General features: G+C 64.3%; 20 protein-coding genes. 7 read left to right on the top strand and 13 right to left on the bottom strand.

Features of this window, described 5'->3' with window-relative positions:
- Positions 1–38 precede the first annotated feature (38 nt).
- Complete coding sequence (eat, locus tag KTJ89_RS13545) at positions 39–1,475, bottom strand: ethanolamine permease (RefSeq protein ID WP_139467681.1); 1,437 nt, start codon at positions 1,473–1,475, stop codon at positions 39–41.
- Positions 1,476–1,663: 188 nt separating this feature from the next.
- Between eat and KTJ89_RS13540 the strand changes: the two genes are divergently transcribed.
- Positions 1,664–2,410 (top strand): FadR/GntR family transcriptional regulator, encoded by a 747-nt coding sequence (locus KTJ89_RS13540; protein WP_172173036.1) that lies wholly within the window; start codon positions 1,664–1,666, stop codon positions 2,408–2,410.
- A gap of 72 nt (positions 2,411–2,482) precedes the next feature.
- The gene (locus tag KTJ89_RS13535) at positions 2,483–3,292 is read left to right on the top strand and encodes a MerR family transcriptional regulator (RefSeq protein ID WP_259358079.1); all 810 of its coding nucleotides are present in this window, start codon (positions 2,483–2,485) and stop codon (positions 3,290–3,292) included.
- A 132-nt stretch (positions 3,293–3,424) separates the two neighbouring features.
- Here the strand turns inward: KTJ89_RS13535 and KTJ89_RS13530 are convergent, their stop codons facing one another.
- Entirely contained in the window at positions 3,425–3,892 is a 468-nt protein-coding gene (locus tag KTJ89_RS13530; protein ID WP_139909602.1) for a DUF2871 domain-containing protein, read from the bottom strand.
- Positions 3,893–4,037: 145 nt separating this feature from the next.
- Here KTJ89_RS13530 and KTJ89_RS13525 point away from each other — a divergent pair, with 145 nt between their 5' ends.
- Entirely contained in the window at positions 4,038–4,523 is a 486-nt protein-coding gene (locus KTJ89_RS13525) for a hypothetical protein (RefSeq protein WP_139467678.1), read from the top strand.
- 115 nt (positions 4,524–4,638) lie between these two features.
- Here the strand turns inward: KTJ89_RS13525 and KTJ89_RS13520 are convergent, their stop codons facing one another.
- On the bottom strand, positions 4,639–6,114 hold the full coding sequence (locus tag KTJ89_RS13520; RefSeq protein ID WP_259358078.1) for an 8-oxoguanine deaminase: 1,476 nt from the start codon (positions 6,112–6,114) through the stop codon (positions 4,639–4,641).
- A 450-nt stretch (positions 6,115–6,564) separates the two neighbouring features.
- On the opposite strand from KTJ89_RS13520, the gene KTJ89_RS13515 reads away from it, so the two are divergent.
- Positions 6,565–8,175 carry a nucleobase:cation symporter-2 family protein gene (locus KTJ89_RS13515; RefSeq protein WP_259358077.1) on the top strand — a complete coding sequence of 537 codons (1,611 nt, stop codon included), beginning with the start codon at positions 6,565–6,567 and terminating at the stop codon, positions 8,173–8,175.
- A gap of 148 nt (positions 8,176–8,323) precedes the next feature.
- Here the strand turns inward: KTJ89_RS13515 and KTJ89_RS13510 are convergent, their stop codons facing one another.
- From KTJ89_RS13510 to KTJ89_RS13465, 10 genes are all read right to left on the bottom strand, one after another.
- Entirely contained in the window at positions 8,324–10,537 is a 2,214-nt protein-coding gene (locus KTJ89_RS13510) for an HNH endonuclease signature motif containing protein (protein ID WP_259358076.1), read from the bottom strand.
- Between the two features lie 172 nt (positions 10,538–10,709).
- The gene (locus KTJ89_RS13505; protein ID WP_139467674.1) at positions 10,710–11,387 is read right to left on the bottom strand and encodes an HAD family hydrolase; all 678 of its coding nucleotides are present in this window, start codon (positions 11,385–11,387) and stop codon (positions 10,710–10,712) included.
- 151 nt (positions 11,388–11,538) lie between these two features.
- Positions 11,539–12,288 carry a M50 family metallopeptidase gene (locus KTJ89_RS13500; RefSeq protein WP_259358075.1) on the bottom strand — a complete coding sequence of 250 codons (750 nt, stop codon included), beginning with the start codon at positions 12,286–12,288 and terminating at the stop codon, positions 11,539–11,541.
- A 165-nt stretch (positions 12,289–12,453) separates the two neighbouring features.
- Positions 12,454–13,467 carry a sugar phosphate isomerase/epimerase family protein gene (locus tag KTJ89_RS13495; protein WP_259358074.1) on the bottom strand — a complete coding sequence of 338 codons (1,014 nt, stop codon included), beginning with the start codon at positions 13,465–13,467 and terminating at the stop codon, positions 12,454–12,456.
- Positions 13,464–14,423 (bottom strand): sugar phosphate isomerase/epimerase family protein, encoded by a 960-nt coding sequence (locus tag KTJ89_RS13490; RefSeq protein ID WP_259358073.1) that lies wholly within the window; start codon positions 14,421–14,423, stop codon positions 13,464–13,466. Before KTJ89_RS13490 ends, KTJ89_RS13495 begins: the two co-directional genes overlap by 4 nt.
- Positions 14,424–14,445: 22 nt before the next feature.
- The gene (locus KTJ89_RS13485) at positions 14,446–15,663 is read right to left on the bottom strand and encodes a substrate-binding domain-containing protein (RefSeq protein WP_180345541.1); all 1,218 of its coding nucleotides are present in this window, start codon (positions 15,661–15,663) and stop codon (positions 14,446–14,448) included.
- A 16-nt stretch (positions 15,664–15,679) separates the two neighbouring features.
- A complete protein-coding gene (locus KTJ89_RS13480; RefSeq protein ID WP_374990283.1) occupies positions 15,680–16,825 on the bottom strand; it encodes an ABC transporter permease in 1,146 nt (381 codons plus the stop codon).
- The gene (locus KTJ89_RS13475; RefSeq protein ID WP_259358072.1) at positions 16,825–17,910 is read right to left on the bottom strand and encodes an ABC transporter permease; all 1,086 of its coding nucleotides are present in this window, start codon (positions 17,908–17,910) and stop codon (positions 16,825–16,827) included. Before KTJ89_RS13475 ends, KTJ89_RS13480 begins: the two co-directional genes overlap by 1 nt.
- A complete protein-coding gene (locus KTJ89_RS13470; RefSeq protein WP_259358071.1) occupies positions 17,907–19,421 on the bottom strand; it encodes a sugar ABC transporter ATP-binding protein in 1,515 nt (504 codons plus the stop codon). The genes KTJ89_RS13475 and KTJ89_RS13470 overlap by 4 nt, the downstream gene beginning before the upstream one ends.
- Positions 19,422–19,440: 19 nt before the next feature.
- Entirely contained in the window at positions 19,441–20,541 is a 1,101-nt protein-coding gene (locus KTJ89_RS13465; RefSeq protein WP_259358070.1) for a Gfo/Idh/MocA family protein, read from the bottom strand.
- Positions 20,542–20,636: 95 nt separating this feature from the next.
- Here KTJ89_RS13465 and KTJ89_RS13460 point away from each other — a divergent pair, with 95 nt between their 5' ends.
- The 3 genes from KTJ89_RS13460 (at position 20,637) to KTJ89_RS13450 (ending at position 23,825) form a co-directional block, all read left to right on the top strand.
- Positions 20,637–21,824: an ROK family transcriptional regulator gene (locus KTJ89_RS13460; protein WP_139467667.1), complete on the top strand. Its 1,188-nt coding sequence runs from the start codon at positions 20,637–20,639 to the stop codon at positions 21,822–21,824.
- A 118-nt stretch (positions 21,825–21,942) separates the two neighbouring features.
- A complete protein-coding gene (locus tag KTJ89_RS13455) occupies positions 21,943–22,857 on the top strand; it encodes a PhzF family protein (RefSeq protein WP_259358069.1) in 915 nt (304 codons plus the stop codon).
- A complete protein-coding gene (locus tag KTJ89_RS13450; RefSeq protein WP_172173052.1) occupies positions 22,854–23,825 on the top strand; it encodes a methyltransferase family protein in 972 nt (323 codons plus the stop codon). Before KTJ89_RS13455 ends, KTJ89_RS13450 begins: the two co-directional genes overlap by 4 nt.
- Positions 23,826–23,842 lie beyond the last annotated feature (17 nt).

Below are 23,842 nucleotides of genomic sequence, written 5' to 3'. Positions count from 1 at the left end.
CTTTGCTGTGCGGGGCGGTTGAAGGTGGGTCGTGCGGGCTACTTGAGGCCCTTCTCGGCGGCCTCGATCTGTGCGAACTCCTCTTCCGGTGCGCTCGCGACGAGGTGGTGGCGGGAGTAGAACCAGAAGTAGGCGAGCGCGATGAGGAAGACTCCGGCGGCGATGCCGGCGGCGAGGATGTCGACGAAGAAGGTGGCGATGACGGCTACCGATGCGAGTACGAGGGCGATGGAGGTGGTGACGATGCCGCCGGGAGTGCGGTAGCCGCGGGGCAGATCGGGTTCCTTGACGCGCAGGCGGATGTGGGAGAGGTTGAGCAGGACGTAGGAGACCGTGGCACCGAAGACCGCGACGTTGAGGAGGACTCCGCCGTTGCCGTCGACGGCGATCGCGAGGATGAAGCCGATGGTGCCGGGGACGATGAGGGCGAGGACCGGGGTCTTGCGTTTGCCCGTCAGGGACAGCCACTTGGGCAGGTAGCCGGCGCGCGAGAGGGCGAAGAGCTGACGAGAGTAGGCGAAGATGATCGAGAAGAAGCTCGCAATGAGTCCCGCCAGGCCGGCCCAGTTGACGAAGGTCGCAAGGACGGAGTTCTCGCCGTAGATCGTGCGCAGGGCTTCGGGCAGCGGATTGTCCGATTCCCCCATCGCCGAGGCGCCTGCGAGTCCGGGGACGAGGAGGAGCATGAGGGCGCCGAAGACGACGAGCACGGCCATTGCCGTGATGATGCCGCGCGGCATGTCCTTCTTAGGGTTCGCCGATTCCTCGGCGGCCAGCGGGACGCCTTCGACGGCGAGGAAGAACCAGATACCGAAGACGAGCGAGGCGAGCAGGCCGGAGATGCCCATCGGCATGAATGCCGATGACCCGAGGGCGCCGGTGGGTTCGATGTCGAAGAGATTGCTGGCATCGAAGTGGCCGACCGCGGCGACCACGAAGACGATGAGGGCGATGACCGCGACGGCGGTGATGACGAACATCAGCCGCAGGGCCTCACCGACTCCCCATAGGTGGATTCCGATGAAGACCGCGTAGGCGACGAGATAGATCGTCCAGGTAGGCACCGATTCGGGCAGAATGCCGAGCGCCTGGACGTAGCCGGCGATGAAGGTCGAGATCGCGGCCGGAGCCATCGTGTACTCGATGAGGATCGCCATGCCGGTGGCGAATCCGCCCAGCGGGCCGAGCGCTCGGCGGGCGAAGCCGTAGCCTGCACCGGCAGTCGGCAGAGTGGAGGAGAGTTCGGCGAGGCCGAAGACCATGCACACGTACATGAGTCCCATGAGGAGGAAGGCGATGAGCAGGCCGCCCCAGCCGCCTTCGGCCAACCCGAGGTTCCAGCCGGAGAAGTCTCCGGAGATGACGTAGGCGACGCCGAGGCCTGCGAGGAGGATCCAGCCGGCCGCGCCCTTCTTCAACTGTCGCTTCTCGAGGTAGTGCTCATCGACATTGCCGTATTCGATGTTCTTGCTCATGGCTGCCCCTCGGGGTTCTGGTGAGTCTCGATCTCGTCGTGGTCGAACAGTCGCCCAATGGATCGTTACCAGACCATTAGACTGAGACGAATGTAATCTGACTCACAGACGACTGTCAAGGATTTTCCGCGAGAGTGGAAGAATCAACGAAGACGAGTTGAGTTGCGAGACCAGGAGAGGAGGCAGACTTGGACAGAGCAGAAGAGCCGGGCGGCCCAGGGACCGCGGGCAGCCAACCCCGCCCGGGAGGCAAGCATGCGCGCGGCGGAAATGTGTTCGAACATACGATTGCGGAGCTGCTGCGGGCGATCCGTCTCGGCAAGTACCTCGTCGGCGACAAACTGCCGGCCGAGCGCGAACTCGCCGCCCAGGTCCGGGTCTCGCGGGCGACCCTGCGGCAGGCGCTCATCGAGCTTCAGACTGCGGGCATCGTCACTTCCCGTCGCGGTCGCTACGGCGGCACCTTTGTGACACGACTGCCGTCCGCCGACACCGATGAGCGCATCGACCCCGGCGAGCTCGATGATGCCGTCCGGTTTCGCTTGGTTCTCGAGACAGCCGCGGCCCGCATCGTCGCCGAGCGAGACCTCTCTCCGAACGAGGTCGCTGCCCTGACCGCAGCGGAGACGGATTGTCGTACGGTGTTCGCCTCCGCCGAACAGTTCCGCGTGCTCGATGCCAGATTCCACCTCATGATCGCCGAACTCACGCACATGCCGTCACTCATCTACGCCTCAGCGAGCACTCGCGATCGGGTCAACGCCCTGCTCGACCGGATCCCCTTCATCCATACGAACGTCGAGCACTCCTGCGATCAGCACCGAGAGATCGTCGACGCCATACTCGCCTCTGACCCTGATCGTGCCGCCGATCTCGCCGCACAGCATGCGGAAGGCACCGAGAAGCTGCTGCGCGGATTCCTCGAACAGAGGTGAGACCAGCGGCGAATGCTCTTGAACCTGACACCGTGTCAGGTGGTGGACTGTCGATGACGACGAGGAGAGCACATGAGGATCGGTGAATTCGCGCAGCTGGGGCAGGTATCGGTGCGCATGCTCCGCCACTATGAGTCGATGGGTCTGTTGGCTCCGGATTCGGTCGAACCGTTCTCCGGACACCGCAGCTACACGGTGGCGCAGCTGCCGCGCCTCAACAGAATCATGGCGCTCAACGCCCTGGGGATCTCGCTGCGGAAGATCGCCGAACTGATAGACGCCGACCTCAGCACGACCGAGCTGACCGGCATGCTCAATCTGCGTCGTCATCAACTGCGAGCCGAGCAGTCGGCTGCAGCCGCGAAGCTGGCCGAAGTCGAATTTCGGCTGGCACTCATCGAAGGGACTGCTATGAACCATCCGGACTGCATCATCAAAGAACTGCCTGCAGAGAGGGTACTCGGACAGACGGTCGTTCTCGGCGAGCCGCCGTTCGACACTTCTGAGATCGGACCGCTGTTCGGCACCGTTGCCGGCCGTCTCGCTGAGGCGGGGATCCGACACGCAGCCGGCATCGGCATCTACTCCGACGCCGGACACAGGACCGAGGTCACCTGCGGGTATCGCACGGAAGCAGCTCAGGATCTTGCGGATCTGCAGGTCACAGAGCTGGAGGCGTGCACTGCGGCGACTCTCATCCACGAGGGGTCGATGAGCCGCATCGGCGCCAGCTGGCAGCACCTTTCCAAGTGGTGCATCAGTCAGGGGTATTCCCTGACCGGCCCGTGCCGCGAGGTCTACCTCGACACCGATGACGACACCGCAGACAACTCCGACCAAGCTGGGTGGATCGTCGAGCTCCAGCAGCCGATCATCGCGTGACGGTGACGTCCGAGGGAGCGGGGTTCCATTCCCTCGTTCAAGGCGAACCGCGTCTGTCGATCCGTACACGAACCGACAGACGCGGTTCGCCTTGAACGACGCTGCGGAACCGCCTCGGCGACGGTGTCCTGGTCAGCGCGACGGCGAAGTCGCCTCCGCGCCTTCGGTCACAGCCTTATCGGCTACAGCCTTGCCGACCACGACCTTCTTGCGCAGGGCGAGGAAGAACAGGACGAGGCTGACGGACAGGGCGATGTGGCCGAGGCCGGCGATTCCGGCGATCATGGCGTTCGACTCTTCGCCGAGGACGGTGAGCGAGCCGTGCCAGACCATCATTCCGCCCGTGAGGATCACGCCGACGTTGTAGAGCCAGAAGAACCACGAGAACAGCTTCGTGCCGGAGAGTCCGAACACCTTGTCGAGGGCGAGGACGATGAGGAGGACGATGAAGCCGAGTGTGAGCAGGTGGGTGTGGACGAGGCCGAGCTGCGTGAACTCACCGGAGGGGAAATCGTTGGCCTTGGTGAACTCGCGGTAGAACAGTCCCGAGAGGACGCCGATGATCATGTACGTGAAAGCTGCATTGAATATCTTCTTCATGCTTCCACTTCATCAGCACGCGGGCGCGGTTTCCTGACCCACAGGATTGAACTGCATCCCCAACTTTCGATTGATGTTCCATCACACAGGGTCCTGAGGCCCCGAAAATCGGTTCCGGAGCTCGTGATCCCGCTAGCCTGGAGGCATGGCCATGGAGAACCTGCTTGCAAAGATCGACCGCCTCGCCGGCGGCAGGAAAGCCGGAATCGTCGTGCCCTCGGACGGCCTCGCACACCCGAAGACGAAACGCGCCTTCGCGTGGATCACCTGGCTGCTCGTGTTCGAACTCGTGCTCGGCTTCGGAGCCGTGGTCTACGCGGTGCTCATCGCCAGGGCCGGCGAACCGGTGCCGTTCGCCGTGTGGATGCGCACGATCGTCGTCCTCGGCATGACCGTGACCCTCTTCTACTTCTTCTGGCGCGCAACGAAGGGCTTCTACTGGGGATACCAGCGCCTGCGCCTGTTCACGCAGATCTTCCCCGTCATCACCCTCGTCATGGCCGCGATCCCCGGCCTCTACCCGGTCTGGATGATCACCGAGCAGATCGTGTTCAGCCTGGTCATGATCGGCGTCGGCGACTTCCTCACCGGCGACCACCTGCGCGAGGTGTTCCGCAAACCCGAGGACTGAGCGGGCGGCATCCTCCTCGTGCCCGGGCCCGTACCGGAGGCCCATCGGATGAGGCCCCGGACCACGACCACCGAGGCGGCACCCGCCCACCACGCCATCCGACCTCAGCCGGAACTCACCCTGCAACGAGGCGGCGCGCCTCCTCCTGATGCGCAGCAATGAGCGCTTCTTTGTCGAGCGCGTGCCCGTTCGCGCCGATGGCGTGGCCGTCGACGACCCGCCACTGACCGCCGACCATCACGCGATCGGCCTTCTCTGCACCGCAGAGGACGAGTGCGGGGATCGGGTCGTGCGATCCGGAGAAAGCGAGGCCGTCGAGGCGGAACATTGCGAGGTCGGCCTGCTTGCCCACCTCGATGGTGCCGAGATCGTCGCGTCCGAGTGCCGCCGCCGATCCCTTCGTCGCCCAGTCGAGGACGCGGCCGCAGGTGACCGCCTCGGCGCCGTAGCGCAGACGTTGGATGTAGAGCGCCTGCCGGACCTCGCGGATGAGGTTCGAGGCGTCATTCGACGCGGATCCGTCGACACCGAGTCCGACGTTGACTCCGGCGTCCTCGAGTTCGACAGCGCGGGCGATTCCCGAGGCCAGCCGCATGTTCGAAGTCGGGCAGTGGGCGACGGAGACCCCGGCGGCGCCGAGGCGGCCGATCTCCGAATCGTCGAAGTGCACACCGTGCGCCAACCAGGTCCGCTCCCCCAGCCAGCCGACGGATTCAAGGTAGTCGACGGTGCGCAGGCCGAAGGTCTCGCGACAGAAGTCCTCTTCGTCGATGGTCTCGGCCAGGTGGGTATGGAGGCGGACATCGAGTTCCGCAGCGAGTGCGGCGGATTCGCGCATGAGCTCGGTGGTCACGGAGAACGGGGAGCACGGGGCGAAGCCGATCTGGATCTGAGCGCCGGGCTCACGTTGGTGGTAGGTCTCGACGAGACGGCGGGAATCGTCGAGGATGACCTCCGAGTCCTGGACGGTCTGCTGAGGGGGCAGTCCGCCGTCATCCTCGCCCAGTGACATCGACCCACGAGTCAGCATGGCACGCATGCCGAGTCTCCGGACGACGTCGACCTGGATGTCGATGGCCTCGTCCATGCCGGTGGGGAACAGGTAGTGGTGGTCGGCTGCGGTCGTGCATCCGGATTCGAGGAGTTCGGCCATCGCCACGGTCGTGGCGAGTTCGAGCGCGCGCGGGGTCAGCCTGGCCCAGACCGGGTAGAGGTTCTGCAGCCATCCGAACAGCGGCAGGTCGGCGACGGGCGCCCATGCACGGGTCAGCGTCTGGTAGAAGTGATGATGGGTATTGATCAGCCCGGGAGTGATGACATGCGCCGAGGCGTCGATGACTTCGAGGGCAGCCGTGTCACCGGCGGTTCCGCCGGCCCCGGATGAAGTGGGTTCGCCACCGGCGGGAACGAGTTCCACGATAGTTCCCGTGGCGGGGTCGATGACGATTCCCCGCGCCGCCCGGTTCGGATCGACACCGGCACCGAGGTGGACGGCCAGCGGATCGCGCAGCCACAGTCGCGCGGTCGATGTGTTCCCGGAAGCCGAGAAGCTTCCTGCTGACGGTGTGCCGGTTCCATTGCTGTCGGTCATCGTGTCGCCTTTCCCTCTTGAACCGTGCGCGTCGAGCGCGCACTATTGGTCAGTGGCGACAGAACTGGGGCTGACGCCACCAGCTCAGGTTTTCCGGCGTCTGCTGCTCCGCCGGTCGGTATCCCATCCGGGATCCCCGACTGTACCCACCTATCGGCGAGACGGTACGATGATCCAAAACCATCGAACTGAGCGAACGTTCAGTAGATCGTCGGGGGATGAGTACACGACTGCCGTGAACTCTAGCATGTGCCGCGGGTCACTAAAATGGCTTGCGGCGAAAATGGTATTCCTTTAGAGTTTTGCGATAAGGAAATTTCCTTTCGCATAACGGAATTATGCAACCGATCCCTCGGTCGATCTGATGCCCGCTCGGACGCTACACCGGCCACTGAGGTCGGTCAGTCACAGTGAGGTCTTCGCCCGAGGACGCACTCAATGGAGAGATAGATGTCGGTATCCCATCAGTCACCCAGCAACGACCGCAAGTCCGCGGTCGCGAGCAAGCCGGCCCGTCCGGAGGACGAACGGCTTCCCGTCGGCAGTTCCTTCGCCTACGGTCTGCAGCACGTGCTCACCATGTACGGCGGAATCATCGCCGTTCCCCTCATCATCGGCAATGCCGCCGGTCTCGACGGCAACGGCATCAGCCTCCTCATCGCCTCCTGTCTGTTCATGGGCGGTCTGGCCACGATCCTGCAGTCGGTCGGAGTGCCGTTCTTCGGCTCGCAGCTGCCGCTGGTCCAGGGAGTCTCGTTCGCCGGCGTCGCGACGATGACGTCCATTCTGGCCGGCGGCGACGGCCTGCCTGCGGTCTTCGGATCGGTGCTGGTCGCCTCGGTGATCGGCCTGATCGTCGCCCCCGCCTTCGCGCTCATCGTGAAGTTCTTCCCTCCGGTGGTCACCGGCACGGTCATCACCACGATCGGTCTGTCACTCATGCCCGTGGCCGCAGGCTGGGCCATGGGCGGGGATGCCGAGGCCGCCGACTACGGCAGCATGCGCAATATCCTCATCGCCGTGGTCACCTTGGCCATCGTGCTCATCCTCAGCCGGATTCCCGTCGCGGTGATCTCCCGCCTGTCGATTCTGCTGGCCATCGTCATCGGCACCATCGGCTGCCTCATCTTCGGCTGGGCCGATTTCTCCCATGTGCTCGATCGCGGGATCTTCGCGTTCCCCGAGCCGTTCGCCTTCGGTCTGCCGACATTCTCGGCCGCGGCGATCATCTCGATGTTCATCGTCATCATCGTCACCTTCGCCGAGACTACGGCGGACATCATCGCCGTCGGAGAGATCGTCGATACGAAGGTCGATTCCAAGCGCATCGCATCGGGCCTGCGCGCTGACATGCTGTCGTCGGCGGTCTCGCCGATCTTCAACTCCTTCACCCAGTCGGCATTTGCGCAGAACGTCGGCCTGGTGGCGATCACCGGCGTGAAGTCGCGCTTCGTCGTCACGGCCGGTGGTGCGATCCTCGTCGTTCTCGGTCTGCTGCCCGTGATGGGCGGGGTCGTTGCGGCGGTCCCGACTCCGGTTCTCGGCGGCGCGGGCATCGTGCTCTTCGGCACGGTCGCCGCGTCGGGCATCCGCACGCTGTCGAAGGTCGAGTACGAGGGCAACCTCAATATGATCATCGTGGCGGTCTCGCTGGCCTTCGGCATCATCCCGGTCGTCGAGCCCGACTTCTACAATGCCTTCCCGGATTGGGTCGGCATCATCCTCCATTCGGGCATCTCCTCGGCCACTCTCATGGCCGTGCTGCTCAACCTCGTCTTCAACCACATCGGAGTGAAGACGAAGGACCGTTCTGATCGGTCGGTCTTCGTGGCCGGCACCGGACGAGTCATCCGCAAGGAAGAGCTGCAGCGACTCATCGACAACGAAGCCATCCTCTATGAAGGCGATACCGTCAAGGACGGCAAGATCGTCGATTGCAACGGAGAAGAGGTTCCGGTCGTCACCGAGGAGCAGCACGAGAAGGTCGTCGACGCCGCCCAGAAGGGTGAGGTTCGCACCCAGGAAGACGTCCGCCGCCTCATCGCCGAGGACGGTAACTGAGGCCAGATACGCCAACTGGACCCGGATACACCGAACGGGCCCCGGCCGCCGTCTGCGAAGGCGCGCGTCCGGGGCCTCGTGCGATTTCGGGCTGCAGTCAGATCGGGCTGGTCGTCAGAACGGGCGGGCCGTCAGATCGGACCCGCCGTCAGAACGGGGGAGGATCTCCGGAGTCCCAATAGTCGTTCCACGGGGGCTCCCGGCCGACGCTCGAGACGGGCTTGGCGCCAGCGGTCGGGGCACACTTGTCCCCTCGTTCCCTGGAGCCTGGTTCGGGGTCCCCTGGCTCGGAGGCTACTGGTTCGGAGCCCCCTGTTGCGGTGTGGCCCTCTGGTTCAGGAGGGCGAAATGCATCTGTATTGTCGAGTCGTCCGGCTGGGCCCAGATTTCCGACGTCGCGAAGCTGCTCCGCGTCGACGGGATTCTGCCGGTCGAGCAGATTCGGCAGTTGGTCATAGTTCTCCACCTGTCGAGCGTGCTCGGCGTTGATTGGGTTGTCCGGTGGATACATTGTTGCGACGACTCCGCGGGTGAAGGAGTACTCCACTGCCCCGTCCTCGGTCATTCGGACCGCGAGCCTGCGGTCGGTCTTGGCCTGGTGGTCGGGTTTGCACAGCGGGTGGAGGTTTTCGAACGTCGTCTGACCGCCTCGGGCCGGATCGGCATGGTCGAACGGAATGATGTGATCGACTTCCGAGGTCTCCGCTCGTCGGGTGCAGCCTGGAGCGGTGCAGGACTGCCATCTGCCGACCAAGGGCGCGCGCACTTCCGCCGGGATGTAGTAACTGCGCGAGCGGGCATCGATCGGTGTCCCGGTGGCGGGATCGGTGAGGATCCGGTGCCAAGTGGGGCTCTCGCCTGCGAGCGCACGTGCCGCGTCGGGCGGCACCGGGGTGCCGTCGGAGAACGTCCCCGGGAGCTCCGACTTTCCCACCGCGGTGAGGTAGGGAACCGTCACCATCATCTTCGCCTGCTCTCGCACCCACTGCCCGTGGGTGGGCATGACGAGCTTGATGGTGGTCGTCACCTCGACGCCGGTGTTGGCGGTCGCTTCCGCTTCACTCTGCGCCTCCTGCACGGCACGGTCGACCGCGGCTGCCGTGATCGGAGCCGTGGGGTCGGATTCGTCGGCGACCGAGGAGTCCGAGCCGTCGGCGGCTTCGAGAGCAATCTCGTTCGTGGTGGTCTCACCGGTCATGGTGTCGTGCGTCGTCACGGCGATGCTCATCTGCGGGGTCGCTCGAGTGGCGATGTCGAACATGAGGGCGGCGATGCTGTCCTGGTCGGCGACCTCGAGGCCAGCGGTGCTCTCTTCGGAGACCGCCGAGATGTTGCCGTTGCGGATCGCTCGGGCGAATGCTTCGATGCGCAGGTAGAAGGCGTTGAGTTCCACGGCGGGTCCGGACAAGGTCACGGAGGCGGTGCCGTCGGGGTAATTCATGATGTCGACCCGGCGACGCTTCTCGGCCAGTTCGGTCCGGTCGTCGACCGGGACGAGTGCCGCGATCTTGAGGTTGAGCGACTTCTTGAAGGTCTCCATAGTGATATCGGCACGGCGGTCGCCCAGGTAGGCATCGAGACGGGGCAGATATTCGAAGGCGACGTCTTTGATGGCACGGGTCGCTGCAAGTACGTGTTCAATCGTGAATTCACCGGCGAGGCAGCGCTGCAGGAACTTCGGCAGTCCGAACGCCAGTGTCACGGCGTTCGTGATCTCGTTGTAGGCACCGTTGCTCGTCGAGCCGAGGACCGTGGTCAGCTCGGCGATCTCTTCGCGCGTGGCAAGGTCGTGGACCCAGCTGTTGAAGGATTTGTGCAGTCCGAACTTGGGGAAATTCGGAAGCGGGGCTGCCGGCGAAGCCAGTGGCTGCTCGACGATGCTCTCCCCGGTTTCGCTGTCGCCGGCGGCAGTGCCGGTGGAGGAATCAGCATCATCAGACCCGTCGAGAGCGCGGTCTTCGAGAACGAAGCCGGTGGATGTCCACGGGTCCACGAAGTCGTCCTTTTCAGGCAGCAGTCCGTCACGTGCCGTGATGAAGCGGCCGGCCGTTTCGGTGAACGTTGAGTGATAGTAGATCTTGTCGCCCTCGGCGTAACGGAGCTTCTCAATGACATCGGTCAGAAACAGGCCCGCGATGGCCTGGAATTCGGCGAGGCGAACTCCCGTGCTCAAATGAGCCAGACTGACGACCACGGCCATCGGCGAATCGGGTTCGACGTCGAGACGACGGGGTGAGTCGGGGCCGATCAGAGGAACCTGAGGTGATGAAGAGAGGTCTGCCGATGTCGCGGGTGAACCGGAGACTGATTCATTCGAGGCACGCTCGAGACCGTTGTTGCCCGGATCCTGAGGATCCTTCATCGATCTCGCCGCCTTTCACGTCGATGTGAATGCCTTGACTCTATTCTACTCCCAAGGAGAAGATATGAATATCACAATTCGATTACGAAAAGAATCTCTGCGAGTTTGGGTGCTGTTTGATGTATTTTGATGATGGAGTTTTGCCCCAGCCGAGGCTCGGCGAGCCAGGAACTTACTCAGTCAGCAGGCCGGGCAGCTGGTCCATCGCGTTGAAGGTCTCGGCGGCACCCGCTGCCAACAGCGTTTCCGCGCTCTGATGAACCGGAGAATCCGGGCAGAACCCGAGCACACGGGATCCGGCCGCAGCGCCGGCGATCACGCCGGTGGGGGAATCTTCGATCACGGCCGCCTCGGCGGGGTCGATCTGCAAGGATTCGGCTGCTGCCAAATAGACGTCTGGGGCGGGCTTCGAGTTCGGCTGCTCCATGCCGGAGAAGATCCGACCCTCGAAGGCATCGAACAGGCCGATCTTGCGCAGCTGCAGCTCGATCTTCGGACGATCCGCTCCCGAAGCGCAGGCGATCCTGCCCGGGTAGCTCTCGGCGATGCGGTGAACGGCATCGACGACCCCCGGAATCGCTTGGAGGGAGGCCTCGAGCTGGGCATTGCGCCGCCGCCGGAACTCCTCCATCCACTCCGCGCCGATGCGGAATCCGGTGTGCTCCTCGATGACATCGGCCTCGTCGCGGAGCATTTTGCCGACGAATCGCGCAATGCACTCCTCGGCGCTCAGCTGCCAGCCGAGTTCCTGCAGCATCTGGTGGAGGACGCCGTTCGTGATGCTTTCGGAATCGACGAGGACTCCGTCACAGTCGAAGAGGACAGCGGAGAATTTCGGAAGTGGGGCCATACTCCGATTCTGCCACCCGGCACTGACGCGGAATCACGGGCATCCACGCCGGCTCGTCCCTGAATCTCGCGGACCCGATGCTGCCGCTGTCGCACCGTGCCGACCGACACCGTCCCTGCTGCCCCAGCTCAGGAAACGAAGAGAGTCCCAATCACACCGCGCCGACCGCCACCGCCGTATACAGCACCCGCGCGGTGGCGAGCGCGCAGACGATGATGACCAGCGCAAACAGCGTCAGCCAGGCACCGGCGGGCAAGGCCGAGCCCTGCGCGAGGATATAGGCATCGGACTGCTGCACATGGCGCCGGCGCGTATGGACGCGGATGACCTTGACGAGGTCCTTGAGCGACCCGATCGTCAGCGCCGTGCCGAGCGCGGCGACGAAGACCGAGATCCACTCCAGCGGCAGGAAAACGACGACGAGCTGCGCCGCGATCGCCGTGATCACGGCGATGACCGCGCCCGCGAAGTTCCGGATGAAGATGAGCGCGACCAACAGGATCAGCGCGCCCACAGACAGTGCCAAGGGGGCCCAACCGAAGGCCGCCGAGGTGGCCAGGACGAGTCCGAGCACACCCGGTGCCGGATATCCCCAGAAACCCGCCCATGTGGCGGAGAAGCCGACTCGGCCGAAGGAGTTCATCTGCCCCGAATGATCGAAGTTCAGCGAGATCCCCTTGACCACTCGTCCCGTCATGAGCGCGGCGAATGCGTGACCGAGTTCGTGGATGAAGGTCACGAACAGTCCGAAGAACCTCCAGATCCCCGGAGTCAGGGTCACGACCAGGGGCACTCCGATGACGAGCACGAGCCCGAGGACGTCGAGCTCGAGCCCGTCCTGCCGCCCGAAGCCCGAAGTGATGGCGTCCCACCACGTCGCCGTTGCCTGCTTGAAGTCCATAGCGGCCCAGTGTACGAACCGCTCCTGAGCGGGACCCTCAGGACCTCCTCAGCGATTCGGGAGGTCGGGACTCCTATGACTCAGGCAGTCGAGGTGCCTATGGTTCGGGAGATCGGTCGCTTCGAAGGTTTGAAAAGCATCACCTGGTCGATTGCTCAAGTGACCTCATTGATTCGAGAACGCTGCATCGAACGAGGTCTCCGGTCGCTTCCACAGCAATTCGCGGATCCGGCCGACCGCTTCTGCGGCGCCGTGAAGACGGTCCATCCCAGCGTCCTCCCATTCGATGGAGATCGGACCGTCGTATCCGATCGAGGCGAGCGCCCGGAACGCGTCCTCCCAGTGCATATCGCCATGGCCGGTCGAGACGAAATCCCACCCTCGCCGAGGATCGCCCCAGGACAGATGAGAACCGAGGATTCCGCTTCTGCCGGTCGGCGGCCGCAGCCGAGTGTCCTTGCAATCGACGTGATAGATGCGATCGGCGAAATCCGTGATGAAGCCGACGGTGTCGATTCCCTGCCACAGCAGATGGCTGGGATCCCAGTTGAGACCGAACGCCTCGCGATGGTCGATCGCCTCCAACGCCCGGACTGTCGTCCAATAGTCATAGGCGATCTCCGAGGGATGGACCTCGTGGGCGAACCTGACCCCTTCACCGTCGAAGACGTCGAGGATCGGATTCCACCGATTCGCGAAGTCTTCATACCCCTCGTCGATGACCGACGCCGGAACAGGCGGGAACATCGCGACATAGGGCCAGATCTTCGAACCGGTGAATCCGACGACCGTGTCGACTCCGAGACGCCGCGCCACACGGGCAGCGCGCTTCATGTCCTCGGCCGCTCTCTGCCGCACCCCCTCCGCCTCGCCGTCTCCCCACACGTACTCTCTGACGATCGCCTGGTGCCGGAAGTCGATCGGATCATCGCAGACGGCTTGACCCGCGAGATGGTTCGATATCGCCCACGTCTTCAGCCCGTACCGATCGAGGACCTCGAGCCTCGACTTCAGATACGCGGGATCCTCATCGGCCCGAACCAAGTCGAGATGGTCGCCGGAACAAGCGATCTCCAAGCCGTCATAGCCCCAGGAAGCAGCTAGGCGCGCCACCTCCTCGAACGGAAGATCGGCCCATTGCCCAGTGAAGAGAGTGACGGGATGAGAGCTTTCGGTCATGGCTGCTCCTCTGCAGTGCCTGATGAGTGATCGTGACCAGCTGGATGGCCGTGACTGTATGAGTTGTCGTGACCAGGTAAGTGGTCATCGTGGTGTGCTCCTGCCCGCGCCCGCTGCAGCGCAGTGAGAAACTCGGCGCTCGAACGCGCCAGTGCGTCCTGACTCTCTGCCAACGGCCGCCAGATCGAAGCAGCCACGGCAATCGTGTCGTTATCGCCGGTGAAGCTCTCCACCGTGAGCGGTCCGAGGTAGTCGATGTCGTCGAGTGCATCGAAGAACGCCGCCCAATCCGTGTGATCGCCTCCCACCGGTCCACGGTCGTTGCCGCAGACTTGCACCACTCGACAGTGTTCTCCAGCGGCTCGGATCGCAGCGGCCGGGGACCGCTCCTCGATATTGAGGTGGTAGCTGTCCAGGGCCAAGCCGACGCCATTGCCCAGCAGGGGGTCCAAGGCGTCGAGCCCCTGCTCGACGGTGTTGATGAGGCTCGTCTCGTAGCGGTTGAGAGGCTCCACTGCGATCGTCACGCCCCTTTCAGCCGCGAACGCAGCCACAGGGCGCAGAGCCTCCCGAAGTGTCCGAACCACAACTGTCCGTTCCCCGTTGTCCATCCGCCACACCCGGCCGGTCGCTGCCGTGAACGGTCCGGCCACGGTGGGCGAACCGACCTGGACGGCCACCTCGACGCAGCGACGCAGGTAGTCCTGTGTATCCGGCCGGAACCTCGGGTCGATGAGGTCTCGACCGGGCCCCATCGCCCCGACGATCCGCGCGCCCAGACCGAACTCGGCCACCGCCTCGGCGGCGGCACCGGGGTCCCAGTCCCCCGGCACCTCCACCGGAAGTTCGAGCAGGTCGAACCCGAAATCGCGGGCACGGCCGGCGAACTCACCGAGGCGGTCGGTTGTCAGCGGCGACGCCCACACCCAGGTGTTGATCCCGATCTCACGTGTCATGATCCGACTCGTCTCTCACGGATCAGGGAATGACCCTGTCCTGCCACACCTCAGGGAATCCGGACAGGTCCTCGCCGCCGAACTTCGCATAGTGCCCATCGGGCATTCCCTTGTTCCGATCGAGGTACTCATCGAGGTCCTCGGCCGTGACCGGGCTCTGCGGCAGCACCCATTCGGTCGGAACCTCTTCACCGTTGAAGATCATCTCGGCGGCGAGCAGAGGTGTCCGCCACTGGAAGTTCGAGTAAACGGGTGCCAGTGCCGTCATGTCCGTGTCCTTCCATTTGCGCAGGAAGCTGAGCTCGTCCTCGCCGGTCATGACGGGGTAGTCCTTCCCAGCGTCCTCGAAGGCTTCGACCGCGGAGACGGCACCATCGCCGGCGTCCATCCACACGCCCTGGACGTCGCCCTTGGCGAGTTCATCGGAGACGACCTTCTTGATCTCGGCCGGGTCTCCCTCGGTGAAGTAGTCGACAACCTCGATATCGGCTTCACCGAAGAGCTTCTCAGCTGCCGCCCACCGCTGTTCGAGCACATCGACGCCGGGCAGAATCCGCAGTGCGACGACCTTGTCTCCCTTCTCCAGGTTGTCGATGAGGAACTGTGAGGTGTCAATGCCCCATGCGAAGCCGCCGATCGGATGGATGAAGGTCACCGCGCAATCGGTTTCCACACCTCGGTCGAAGACGATGACGGGTTTGTCGGTCTTGCAGGCGCGTTCAACGGCAGGGGTGATCGCCGAGGTCGAGTTCGGCGAGATGATGAAGCCGTCGCAGTCGCCTTCCGAGATGAAGTAGTCGATGTCGGCGATCTGGGTGTCGTCGTTGTCCTGTGCGTCGCGGGTCTCCATCTCGGTGATGACACCGTTCTTCTTGAGATCCTTCAGCTGTTCGTTCATGGTGATCCAGCCGGTCTGCCGCCAGGGGTTCGAGATCGAAGCATTGGCGAAGCACATCTTCTTCCCGCCCTCGGACTTGAACTCCGAGGTGTCGCCCATCTCGGGGTTGATCATCTGCAGGTACGGCTGGTCCTCGGGGCCTTCGGGAACGACGTCACGTTCTTCGAACTGACGATCGTAGAGCTTCTGATCGAACCACTCCTCGGAGGAGTCTTCGCCGCCGCCCTCGCCGCCGCCGGGTTCCACCGTGGGGTCTGTTGTGCACCCGGCCAAAGCGATGAGCGCGGAGGCACCGACCAGCGCGACCGCCGTCCTCAGCACTGGTTTCAGTCCTGTTCTCATGATGGTTTCTCCTCTGTCATTGCCGTACGGCACCATCGCCGCCGGCCGGTGGGGTCGACGGAATGGTCTCCGCCGAGGTGATCAATGAGTTCGTCGAAGTCGGGGCCCGGCCGCGTCTGCGCCGTCGGGCGAAGACCACTCCCGAATAGGCGACTGCGGCGATGATGATCGCACCTTGGATCGCATCGCGCATGGTTGCCGGAACCGCGGTGAAGTTCAGCAGTGTGAACAGGGCTTCTAAAGTGAATGCACCGGTGAGAGCGCCGAGGACAGTGCCTCGTCCTCCTCCGAGGACCACTCCGCCGAGGACGACGGCGGTGATCGCTGTGAATTCGTAGCCCTGCCCGACCGAGGGATGCACTCCGGCGAAACCGACCAGCAGCACGCCGGCGACAGTGGCCGACAGTGACGAGATCACGAAAGCCGAAGTCTTGGTCCACCACACCCGAGTGCCGGCGAAGGTCGCTGCCGCCGAGTTGTCTCCGATCGCGACCAGAGTCCGACCGAAGGGACGACGCGAAAGCCATACTGCCAGAAGAATCACTGCCGCCAGGATGAGCACCGCATAGGGAATGAAGTCGATGAGCGGAATGTCCTCGAACCCGCCCCGGCCGATCTGTCGGAAATTCTCCGCGGGGTTGCTCGTCGCCACGCCTCCGGTCCACCACATGATCGCACCGTGGATGATGAGCATGGTGCCCAAGGTGACGATGAAGGAGGGCACGCGCAGCAGAGTCGTGGCCAATCCGTTGACGAGACCGACGAGGATGCCGATCCCGAAGAGAACGAAGAGCACTGGACCGGTCTTCGACTCATCGACTCCCACGAGATGACCGACGGTCATCACCTGAGCTGTGACGACTGCTCCCATCGACAGGTCGAACTCACCGCTGACGATGACGAAGTACTGCCCGATCGCCACGATGGCGATGGGTGCGACCCGCTGGACGAACCGCATCAGCGATCCGGGCTCGGCGAAGCTCGGGTTGAGCACGACGATGGCAAGGAGGATGACGATGAGGAGGACCACGACGATCCCCTTCGGATCGAGTGCCCGCCGGCCCAACCCGGCAATCCGTTCCCCGACACCGAGGCGGCCCTGCCCCGACCGTGAAAGCTCGGATTGTGCTTGCGCAGACTGTGGGTGCGCAGTTGAGGAGATCACGCCTTGCTCCCCTCTCCGGTGACGGACGCCCTCTCGCCGAGGTTGTCGGTCCGTGGAGTCTCGATGCCGGCGCGGTTCCCGGTGGCGATGTTCGGACCCTGCGGTGCGTGGGCGAACCTGATGCGGCGGGCGATGATTCTGCGCCGCGCGTAGAGTGCGACGGCGACGATGATGACGAGCCCGCGGATGACGTCTTTGAGGAAGGGATTGAACTGCATGACGCTCATGAGGTTGTCGAGGACTGCGAAGATCGCGACTCCGCCGATGGTTCCCCAGATCGATCCTCGCCCACCCATGAGGACAGTGCCGCCGAGCACGACCGCGGCGATGGACAGCAGATCATAAGTGCCTTGTGAGCCGACGGTCGGGCTGCCGACTCCCAGCCGACTGGCCAACAGCAGCCCCGCAAATCCTGCGCAGACCGAGCTGCCGATATGCGCCCCGATGATCGGCAGGCGTTCGCGGACTCCCGAGAGCCGAGCGACCTCAGCATTGCCTCCCGCGGCAAAGAGGTGGTGGCCGAAGGTCGTACGGACGAGGATGAACGCAACGAGAGCGGCCAAAGCCAGCATGACGATCGTCGAAATCGGGACCGGACCGATGCCCGAGGCACCGAAGAGCTGGAACGACCAGGGGACTTCACCCTCGGTGCCCTGATAGTTCGTGTCCAAGTAACCTTTGAGCATCAACCCGACTCCAAGGGTGGCGACGAAGCCGTGGATCTTGAGCACCGAGACGAAGAGTCCGTTGGTCAGCCCGATGAGTGCCGTGATCGCCACGGTGAGCAGCACTGCGGGAATCACCATCCCGTCTCTGCCGTCCATGGTCTGGGCAGCGATCAGGCTCGCCAGGCTCATGACGTAGGGGACCGACAGATCGAGGGAAGCGCCGAGGATGACGAGCGTCTGTCCGATCGCCACGAAACCGAGCACGCTCATACCGGTGAGGATGTCGCGGATGTTTCCGGGACTGAAGAGATTGCGACCGGTTGTGGAGACGAGGATCGCGGCGACGATGAGCACGATGACCAAGGCGATATAGACCAGAGCGGTGGTGTCGAGACGACGCAGACGAGTTCTCACTGTTCTGTCACCACCTGGGCTTCGGTTCCGGTCGCCATCGACAGAACCTCCTCTTCACTCGAACCGGGAGGAAGCTCTCCGGCGATCCGCCCATCGGCCATCACAAGGATCCTGTCGGCCATCCCCAAGACCTCCGGAAGCTCACTCGACACGAGGATGACGCCGACTCCGCGGCGCGCCAGGCTTCGGACCAGTCGGTAGACGGCGACCTTTGCTCCGACGTCGATCCCACGGGTCGGTTCGTCAAGGAGCACGATCCGGGGTGAGGTCGCCAGCCATTTCGCAAGAACGACCTTCTGCTGGTTGCCTCCGGACAGTGCACGCACTTCCTGGTCGAGTCCCCGGCTGATGATCTCGAGCGATTCGAGTATTGACGGGACTTCCGACTTCACCCGGGCAGTTCTCGACGGAAACACCGCACGAATGGCCAACAGAACATTGTCTGCGATCGATTGGGACAGCGCCAGACCTGTGCCTTTGCGATCTTCGGTGACCAGAGCCAGGCCCTGACGAACACCCTGCCGTGCGGAACCGATCCGCCCGGTCTTTCCGGACAAGCGAACTGTGCCTCGAGTGAACGGCTGCGTGCCGAAGAGCGCTTCGAGCAGTTCGGTCCGACCGGAACCTTGGAGACCGGAGACACCGAGAATCTCCCCTTCACGCAGTTCGAGTTCGATGCTCTCAAGCTGTTCGTTTCCTCCGCCGCTGACCTCCAGCAACGATTCTCCGATCGTCGTCCCCGCTTCGGGACCCGGGAAGAAGGCGCTGATGGGTCGACCGACCATGGCCCGCACAAGGCTCGCATGATCGAATTCGTCTCGTGGTCTGCCGGCCACCAGGGAACCGTCCTTCAACACGGTGATCTCATCGCAGAGGTCGAAGATCTCCTGCAGCCTGTGCGACACGTAGATGATCGCCACACCTTTGGCTTTGAGAGTGTCGATCACGCGATAGAGAACAGCCACCTCGTTGTCTGACAGCGCCGCGGTAGGTTCATCCATCGAGATGACCTTCGCATCAACAGACAGTGCTTTGATGATCTCGACGATCTGCTGCTCGGCCACAGTCAGCCAGCCGACTTTCGCCTCGGGGGTGATTCCTGTGACGTCGAGCTCGTCGAGGAGCTCTTGGGTCCGCCGCTTCATCGCAGCGACATCGACGATTCCCCACTTATGCGGTTCGCGTCCGAGGAAGACATTTTGGGCGACGGTGCGGTCCGGCAGCAGGTTGAACTCCTGGAACACGGTAGCGACTCCGGCTCGTTCGGCCTCGACCGGATGAGTGAAGTCGACGAGCTCGCCGTTGATCCGCAGGTCTCCGGAATCCCGCTGGTGGACGCCGGCGATGATCTTCATCAGAGTGGATTTTCCTGCTCCGTTCTCACCGACGAGACCGTGGACGGTGCCGGAGTGTACGTCCAGCGATACACCATGCAGAACTTCGACTCCGAAGAAGCCTTTCGTGATCCCGGTGGCCGAGAGCACCGGCTGGACCGACCCTGTTGTACTCATGTCTGGGCTCCCACGGTGATCACGGCGACTCGATCTCGACCCACGAGCGCTGTTCGGCAGACTTCAGAACGGCTTCTGTGATGAGCAGAGCGCGCAGACCATCGGACAGCATCGGCACTCCTTCTCGGTGTTCGCCGGCGAAGAGCGCATAGGAGTCGGCGACGAAGGCATTGAACGCATCCTGGTATCCCTGCGGATGCCCCGCCGGGACCATGCACAGACGCGCGGCATCGGCGAATAGGGAGTCGGGGTCGCGGACGAGAAGGCGGCTGTCGGCGCGCTGACCGAACCACAGCTGCTCGGGCCGCTCCTGCTCGAAGCGCATGCTCGCCTCGGTGCCGGCGATCTCCACTGTCAGTCCGTTCTTGCGTCCGGGAGCCAGCTGAGACACCAGCAGCGAACCGATGGCGCCGCCGGAGAACTCGACGGTCACGGCCACAGTGTCCTCCGTGGTCACCGCGGTGCCGCCTCGGCGTGGATGAACGGTTCTCGTGGTCGCCACCAGGGACGATATCCGGTCATCGACGATGAACTCGATGAGGTCGACGAGGTGGGAGCCGATATCGGCGAAGGCCCGCGACGGGCCGCCGCGTTCGGAATCGACACGCCAGTTCTCGTCGCCCGAGCCGAGCAGCCAGTCCTGGAGGTATCCGGCATCAACAGTCAGCAGCGTCCCGGCCTGACCCTCGCGGAAGCGCGCACGGGCCTCACGCACCATCGGGTGGTAGCGATAGACGAATGGAACGGTCCCAAGCAGACCAGCCTCGTCGGCGCGGGCCAACACGGCACGCGCGGCCGTCGAATCAGTGGCCAAGGGCTTCTCGCAGATGATGTTCGATCCCGCGTCCAGAGCTTGCAGGGACTGCGAGGCGTGGACGTCATTGGGAGTGCAGATGTGGATCGCGTCGAGGGCTCGCTCAAACAGCTCGGCGCCCGGCGCCGACCGGTCGAATCGCAATTCGGCGGCGACCTCGGCGCTTCTCGATGGGCTGGAGGCCGCGACGCTGTCGAGTACGGCTCCGGCAGACCGCGCGGCCCGACTGTGGACGCGCCCCATGAACCCGCCGCCGAGGAGGCCGATTCGAGGGGCCCGCGAAACCGCATGAGCAACATTGACCATGCACCATTATGTTGCGTGCATCACCCCTTTTGTCAATGCTTTTTCAAAAGCTTTCACACAGTCACTAAGAAGTTGCAATGTGGTTTACTGAATGGATGACATTGGCGACCGATCCGCATACTTTCGACCTGTCTCATGCAGGCGGGCTGTTTCAGCTGCTGCGTGACAGTCGGCCGCGGACTCGTGCGGAGCTGGTTCGCTCGACGGGCTTGTCTCGTCCGACGGTGGCACACAGGATCGAACAGCTGCTGGGTCTGGGACTCATCGCCCCGGTCGATGATGCGGTCTCCACCGGCGGCCGACCGAGCTCGCAGTTCGCTTTCAATCCTCGGGCCCGCGTCGTCATCGCTGCTGATTTCGGGGCCTCACATGCGAGGATCGCGGTGACGAACCTGGCCGGTGAGCTGCTCGCCGATCATCGCGCCAAGCGAGCCATCTCCACCGGCCCCGATGACGCCGTCGACTGGATGACCACCACCGCCCTCCAGCTGCTCGAGCAGACAGGGCGCAGCATCGACGAGGTCGTCGGCATCGGAATCGGTCTGCCCGGTCCCGTCGAGTTCTCAACCGGCAGGCCGATCAATCCTCCGATCATGCCCGGCTGGGATCGCTTCGATCTCCCCGGAGCGCTGAAGAAGACCTTCTCGGCGCCGGTCCTCGTCGACAATGACGTCAATATCATGGCATTGGGCGAGCAGACTGCGGCCTGGCCCGACGCCTCCGACCTGATCTTCGTCAAGGTCGCCACGGGCATCGGGGCCGGAATCATCTCCGGCGGCTCTCTGCGCCGTGGCTCGCACGGTGCGGCTGGCGATATCGGGCATGTTGCGCTCTCCCGTGCTGCGGACATCCCCTGCGCGTGCGGCAACCGCGGGTGCCTCGAAGCAGTCGCCTCCGGCCGAGCGATAGCGCTGAACCTGACGAAGTCCGGGGTTCCCGCTGCTACACCCGGCGATGTCGTCCGTCTCGCCAAAGACGGGGACCTGCAGGCCATTCAGGCCGTCCGCCAAGCCGGACGCGACCTCGGCGAGGTGCTCACCACATGTGTGAGCCTGATGAATCCGGCGCTCATCCTCATCGGCGGGACCATGGCGCAGGCCGCGGAACACCTGGTCGCAGGGGTGAGGGAGGTCGTCTACGCACGGTCGATCCCGCTGTCGACCGAGCACCTCACGATCGCACCTTCGCGTGCGGCCGGAGACGCCGCAATCCTCGGCGCGGCTCATCTGGCCATTGATGCAGCACTGTCGCCCGAGCGGATCTCCGCCGCCCTCCGCGGCTGACACCCCCGCGCCACCGGGGGCCAATCCACCGGCGCTCCGGCCTGGGCCTTTACACTGTGAGAAGCGCCCGCGCAATCCCCCGCTCGCAGCGTGGTCCGCAACTCGTGAAGGAGTGTCATTGTCACAGCACCGCCGATTCGCCCAGGTCGATGTCTTCTCTGCCGTGCCCTTCCACGGCAACCCCGTCGCGGTCATCGTCGACGCCGATGGCCTCGATGAGGAGCAGATGGCCCGCATCGCGAACTGGACGAACCTGTCCGAGACCACCTTCATCCTCCCGCCCGACGACCCCACCGCCGACTACCGTCTGCGCATCTTCACCCCGCATCGAGAACTGCCCTTCGCCGGCCACCCCACGCTCGGTTCGGCCGCGGCCTGGCTCGACGCCGGCGGCGCCCCGAAGCACGAGGACCGTATCGTCCAGGAGTGCGGTGCCGGCCTCGTCGACATCCGCAGATCCCCTCGCCGAGGCGGCCCGACCGACCCGGCCGGCCCCACCGACCCGGCCGGCCCCACCGACCCGACCAGCGGATCCTCCGAGACCCTCGCCTTCGCCGCCCCCGATCGACTGCGCTCGGGACCGCTCGACGATGCCTACGTCGACCAGATCGCGGTCGCCCTCGGCGTCGATCGTGCCGAGATCCTCGGCCACCAGTGGGCCGACAACGGCCCCGGTTGGGCGGCCGTGCGACTGTCCAGCGCCGACCAGGTTCTCGCGCTCACCCCGGACTTCTCGGCCATCCCCGATGCGAAGCTCGGCGTCCTCGGCGCCCACCCGGACGGGGCAGAACACGAGTACGAGATCCGCGCCTTCGTGCCGGGAGTCGGCGTCGCCGAGGATCCGGTGACCGGCAGCCTCAACGCCTCCGTCGCCCAATGGCTCATCGGTGAGAACCTGGCCCCGAACAGCTATACCGCGACCCAGGGAACCGCGCTCGGCCGCTCCGGAGTCATCTCCATCACCGCCGAGGACGACGAGATCTGGGTCGGCGGAGACACTTCCATCTGCATCCGCGGGACGGTGCACACATGAATCGACATCTCACCGAAGTGAACAAACCGAAGAAACGACTGCGCATCTTCCACGGCCGCATGTACTTCGCCCTCCAGGCCCTCGCCGGAGCGGCATGGTGGCTGGGCACCGCGATGATTCCCGGGGTGGCGACCGCGACTCTCGGCAGCATCGACCCGCTGCTCATCGCGATCGTCGACATTCCGCTGTTCGTCATCGGTTCTGCCCTGGCCGCGCTCAACTTCCGCTGGGCGGTGTGGATCGCCACCGGGTGGACCGTGCTCGTGGCGCTGGGCATGGTCATCTACGCAACCGCCACCACCGAGGCGGGGCTCGGCGCCGTCCTCATGATCCTCGCCGCACTCGGCAGCCTCCTTGCCGGTGTGCTCATGATCGTCGGCCGCATCCCGTCCGAGAAGCTCCTGGTCGGGCCCTTCGCGTTCCACAGTTCGCATACCCGCATCCGGTCCCGCCTGCTGATGCGGACCACCATCCAGATCGTCGTGTTCTGGGGCGTCTTCCTCATCATCATCCCGGTCATCATCAATGCCTTCGAAGACCGCTGGAACCTCGCCTACAAGTTCCCGATCCTCCTGGTCGTCGTCGGTTTCGCCCTGCTCGCCATCTCCAGCGTCATCGGCGTCTGGTCGGCCCGCGCGATCGCGAACTTCGGCTCCGGCACCCCGCTGCCCTCGCAGATGGCCCACCACCTCGTCGCCCGCGGCCCCTACGCCTTCGTCCGCAATCCGATGGCCATCGCCGGCGTCGTCCAGGGCATGGCGATGGGCCTGCTCATCGGTTCGTGGCTCGTCGTCGTGTACGCGCTCATCGGCTCACTGCTGTGGAACTGGCTCATCCGCCCCCACGAGGAGACCGACCTCCTGGAGCGCTTCGGCGACGAATACCGCGACTACGCCAAGCGCGTGCGCTGCTGGTGGCCGACCTTCTCGACCGCCGAAACCGCTCCCGACCTTGTCGACGAGGACTGATCGGCCTACGCTCGGTC

This window comes from Brevibacterium sediminis (assembly GCF_024895295.1).
GTDB classification, from domain to species: domain Bacteria; phylum Actinomycetota; class Actinomycetes; order Actinomycetales; family Brevibacteriaceae; genus Brevibacterium; species Brevibacterium sediminis.
Note: the sequence above shows the minus strand (reverse complement) of the source record. Positions and strands in the feature narration are given on the sequence as shown.

Coding starts and splice junctions, on each gene's coding strand:
- eat (WP_139467681.1), bottom strand. CDS start 1,475: ATGAGCAAGAACATCGAATACGGCAATGTCGATGAGCACTACCTCGAG.
- KTJ89_RS13535 (WP_259358079.1), top strand. CDS start 2,483: ATGAGGATCGGTGAATTCGCGCAGCTGGGGCAGGTATCGGTGCGCATG.
- KTJ89_RS13530 (WP_139909602.1), bottom strand. CDS start 3,892: ATGAAGAAGATATTCAATGCAGCTTTCACGTACATGATCATCGGCGTC.
- KTJ89_RS13525 (WP_139467678.1), top strand. CDS start 4,038: ATGGCCATGGAGAACCTGCTTGCAAAGATCGACCGCCTCGCCGGCGGC.
- KTJ89_RS13520 (WP_259358078.1), bottom strand. CDS start 6,114: ATGACCGACAGCAATGGAACCGGCACACCGTCAGCAGGAAGCTTCTCG.
- KTJ89_RS13515 (WP_259358077.1), top strand. CDS start 6,565: ATGTCGGTATCCCATCAGTCACCCAGCAACGACCGCAAGTCCGCGGTC.
- KTJ89_RS13510 (WP_259358076.1), bottom strand. CDS start 10,537: ATGAAGGATCCTCAGGATCCGGGCAACAACGGTCTCGAGCGTGCCTCG.
- KTJ89_RS13505 (WP_139467674.1), bottom strand. CDS start 11,387: ATGGCCCCACTTCCGAAATTCTCCGCTGTCCTCTTCGACTGTGACGGA.
- KTJ89_RS13500 (WP_259358075.1), bottom strand. CDS start 12,288: ATGGACTTCAAGCAGGCAACGGCGACGTGGTGGGACGCCATCACTTCG.
- KTJ89_RS13495 (WP_259358074.1), bottom strand. CDS start 13,467: ATGACCGAAAGCTCTCATCCCGTCACTCTCTTCACTGGGCAATGGGCC.
- KTJ89_RS13490 (WP_259358073.1), bottom strand. CDS start 14,423: ATGACACGTGAGATCGGGATCAACACCTGGGTGTGGGCGTCGCCGCTG.
- KTJ89_RS13485 (WP_180345541.1), bottom strand. CDS start 15,663: ATGAGAACAGGACTGAAACCAGTGCTGAGGACGGCGGTCGCGCTGGTC.
- KTJ89_RS13470 (WP_259358071.1), bottom strand. CDS start 19,421: ATGAGTACAACAGGGTCGGTCCAGCCGGTGCTCTCGGCCACCGGGATC.
- KTJ89_RS13465 (WP_259358070.1), bottom strand. CDS start 20,541: ATGGTCAATGTTGCTCATGCGGTTTCGCGGGCCCCTCGAATCGGCCTC.
- KTJ89_RS13460 (WP_139467667.1), top strand. CDS start 20,637: ATGACATTGGCGACCGATCCGCATACTTTCGACCTGTCTCATGCAGGC.
- KTJ89_RS13450 (WP_172173052.1), top strand. CDS start 22,854: ATGAATCGACATCTCACCGAAGTGAACAAACCGAAGAAACGACTGCGC.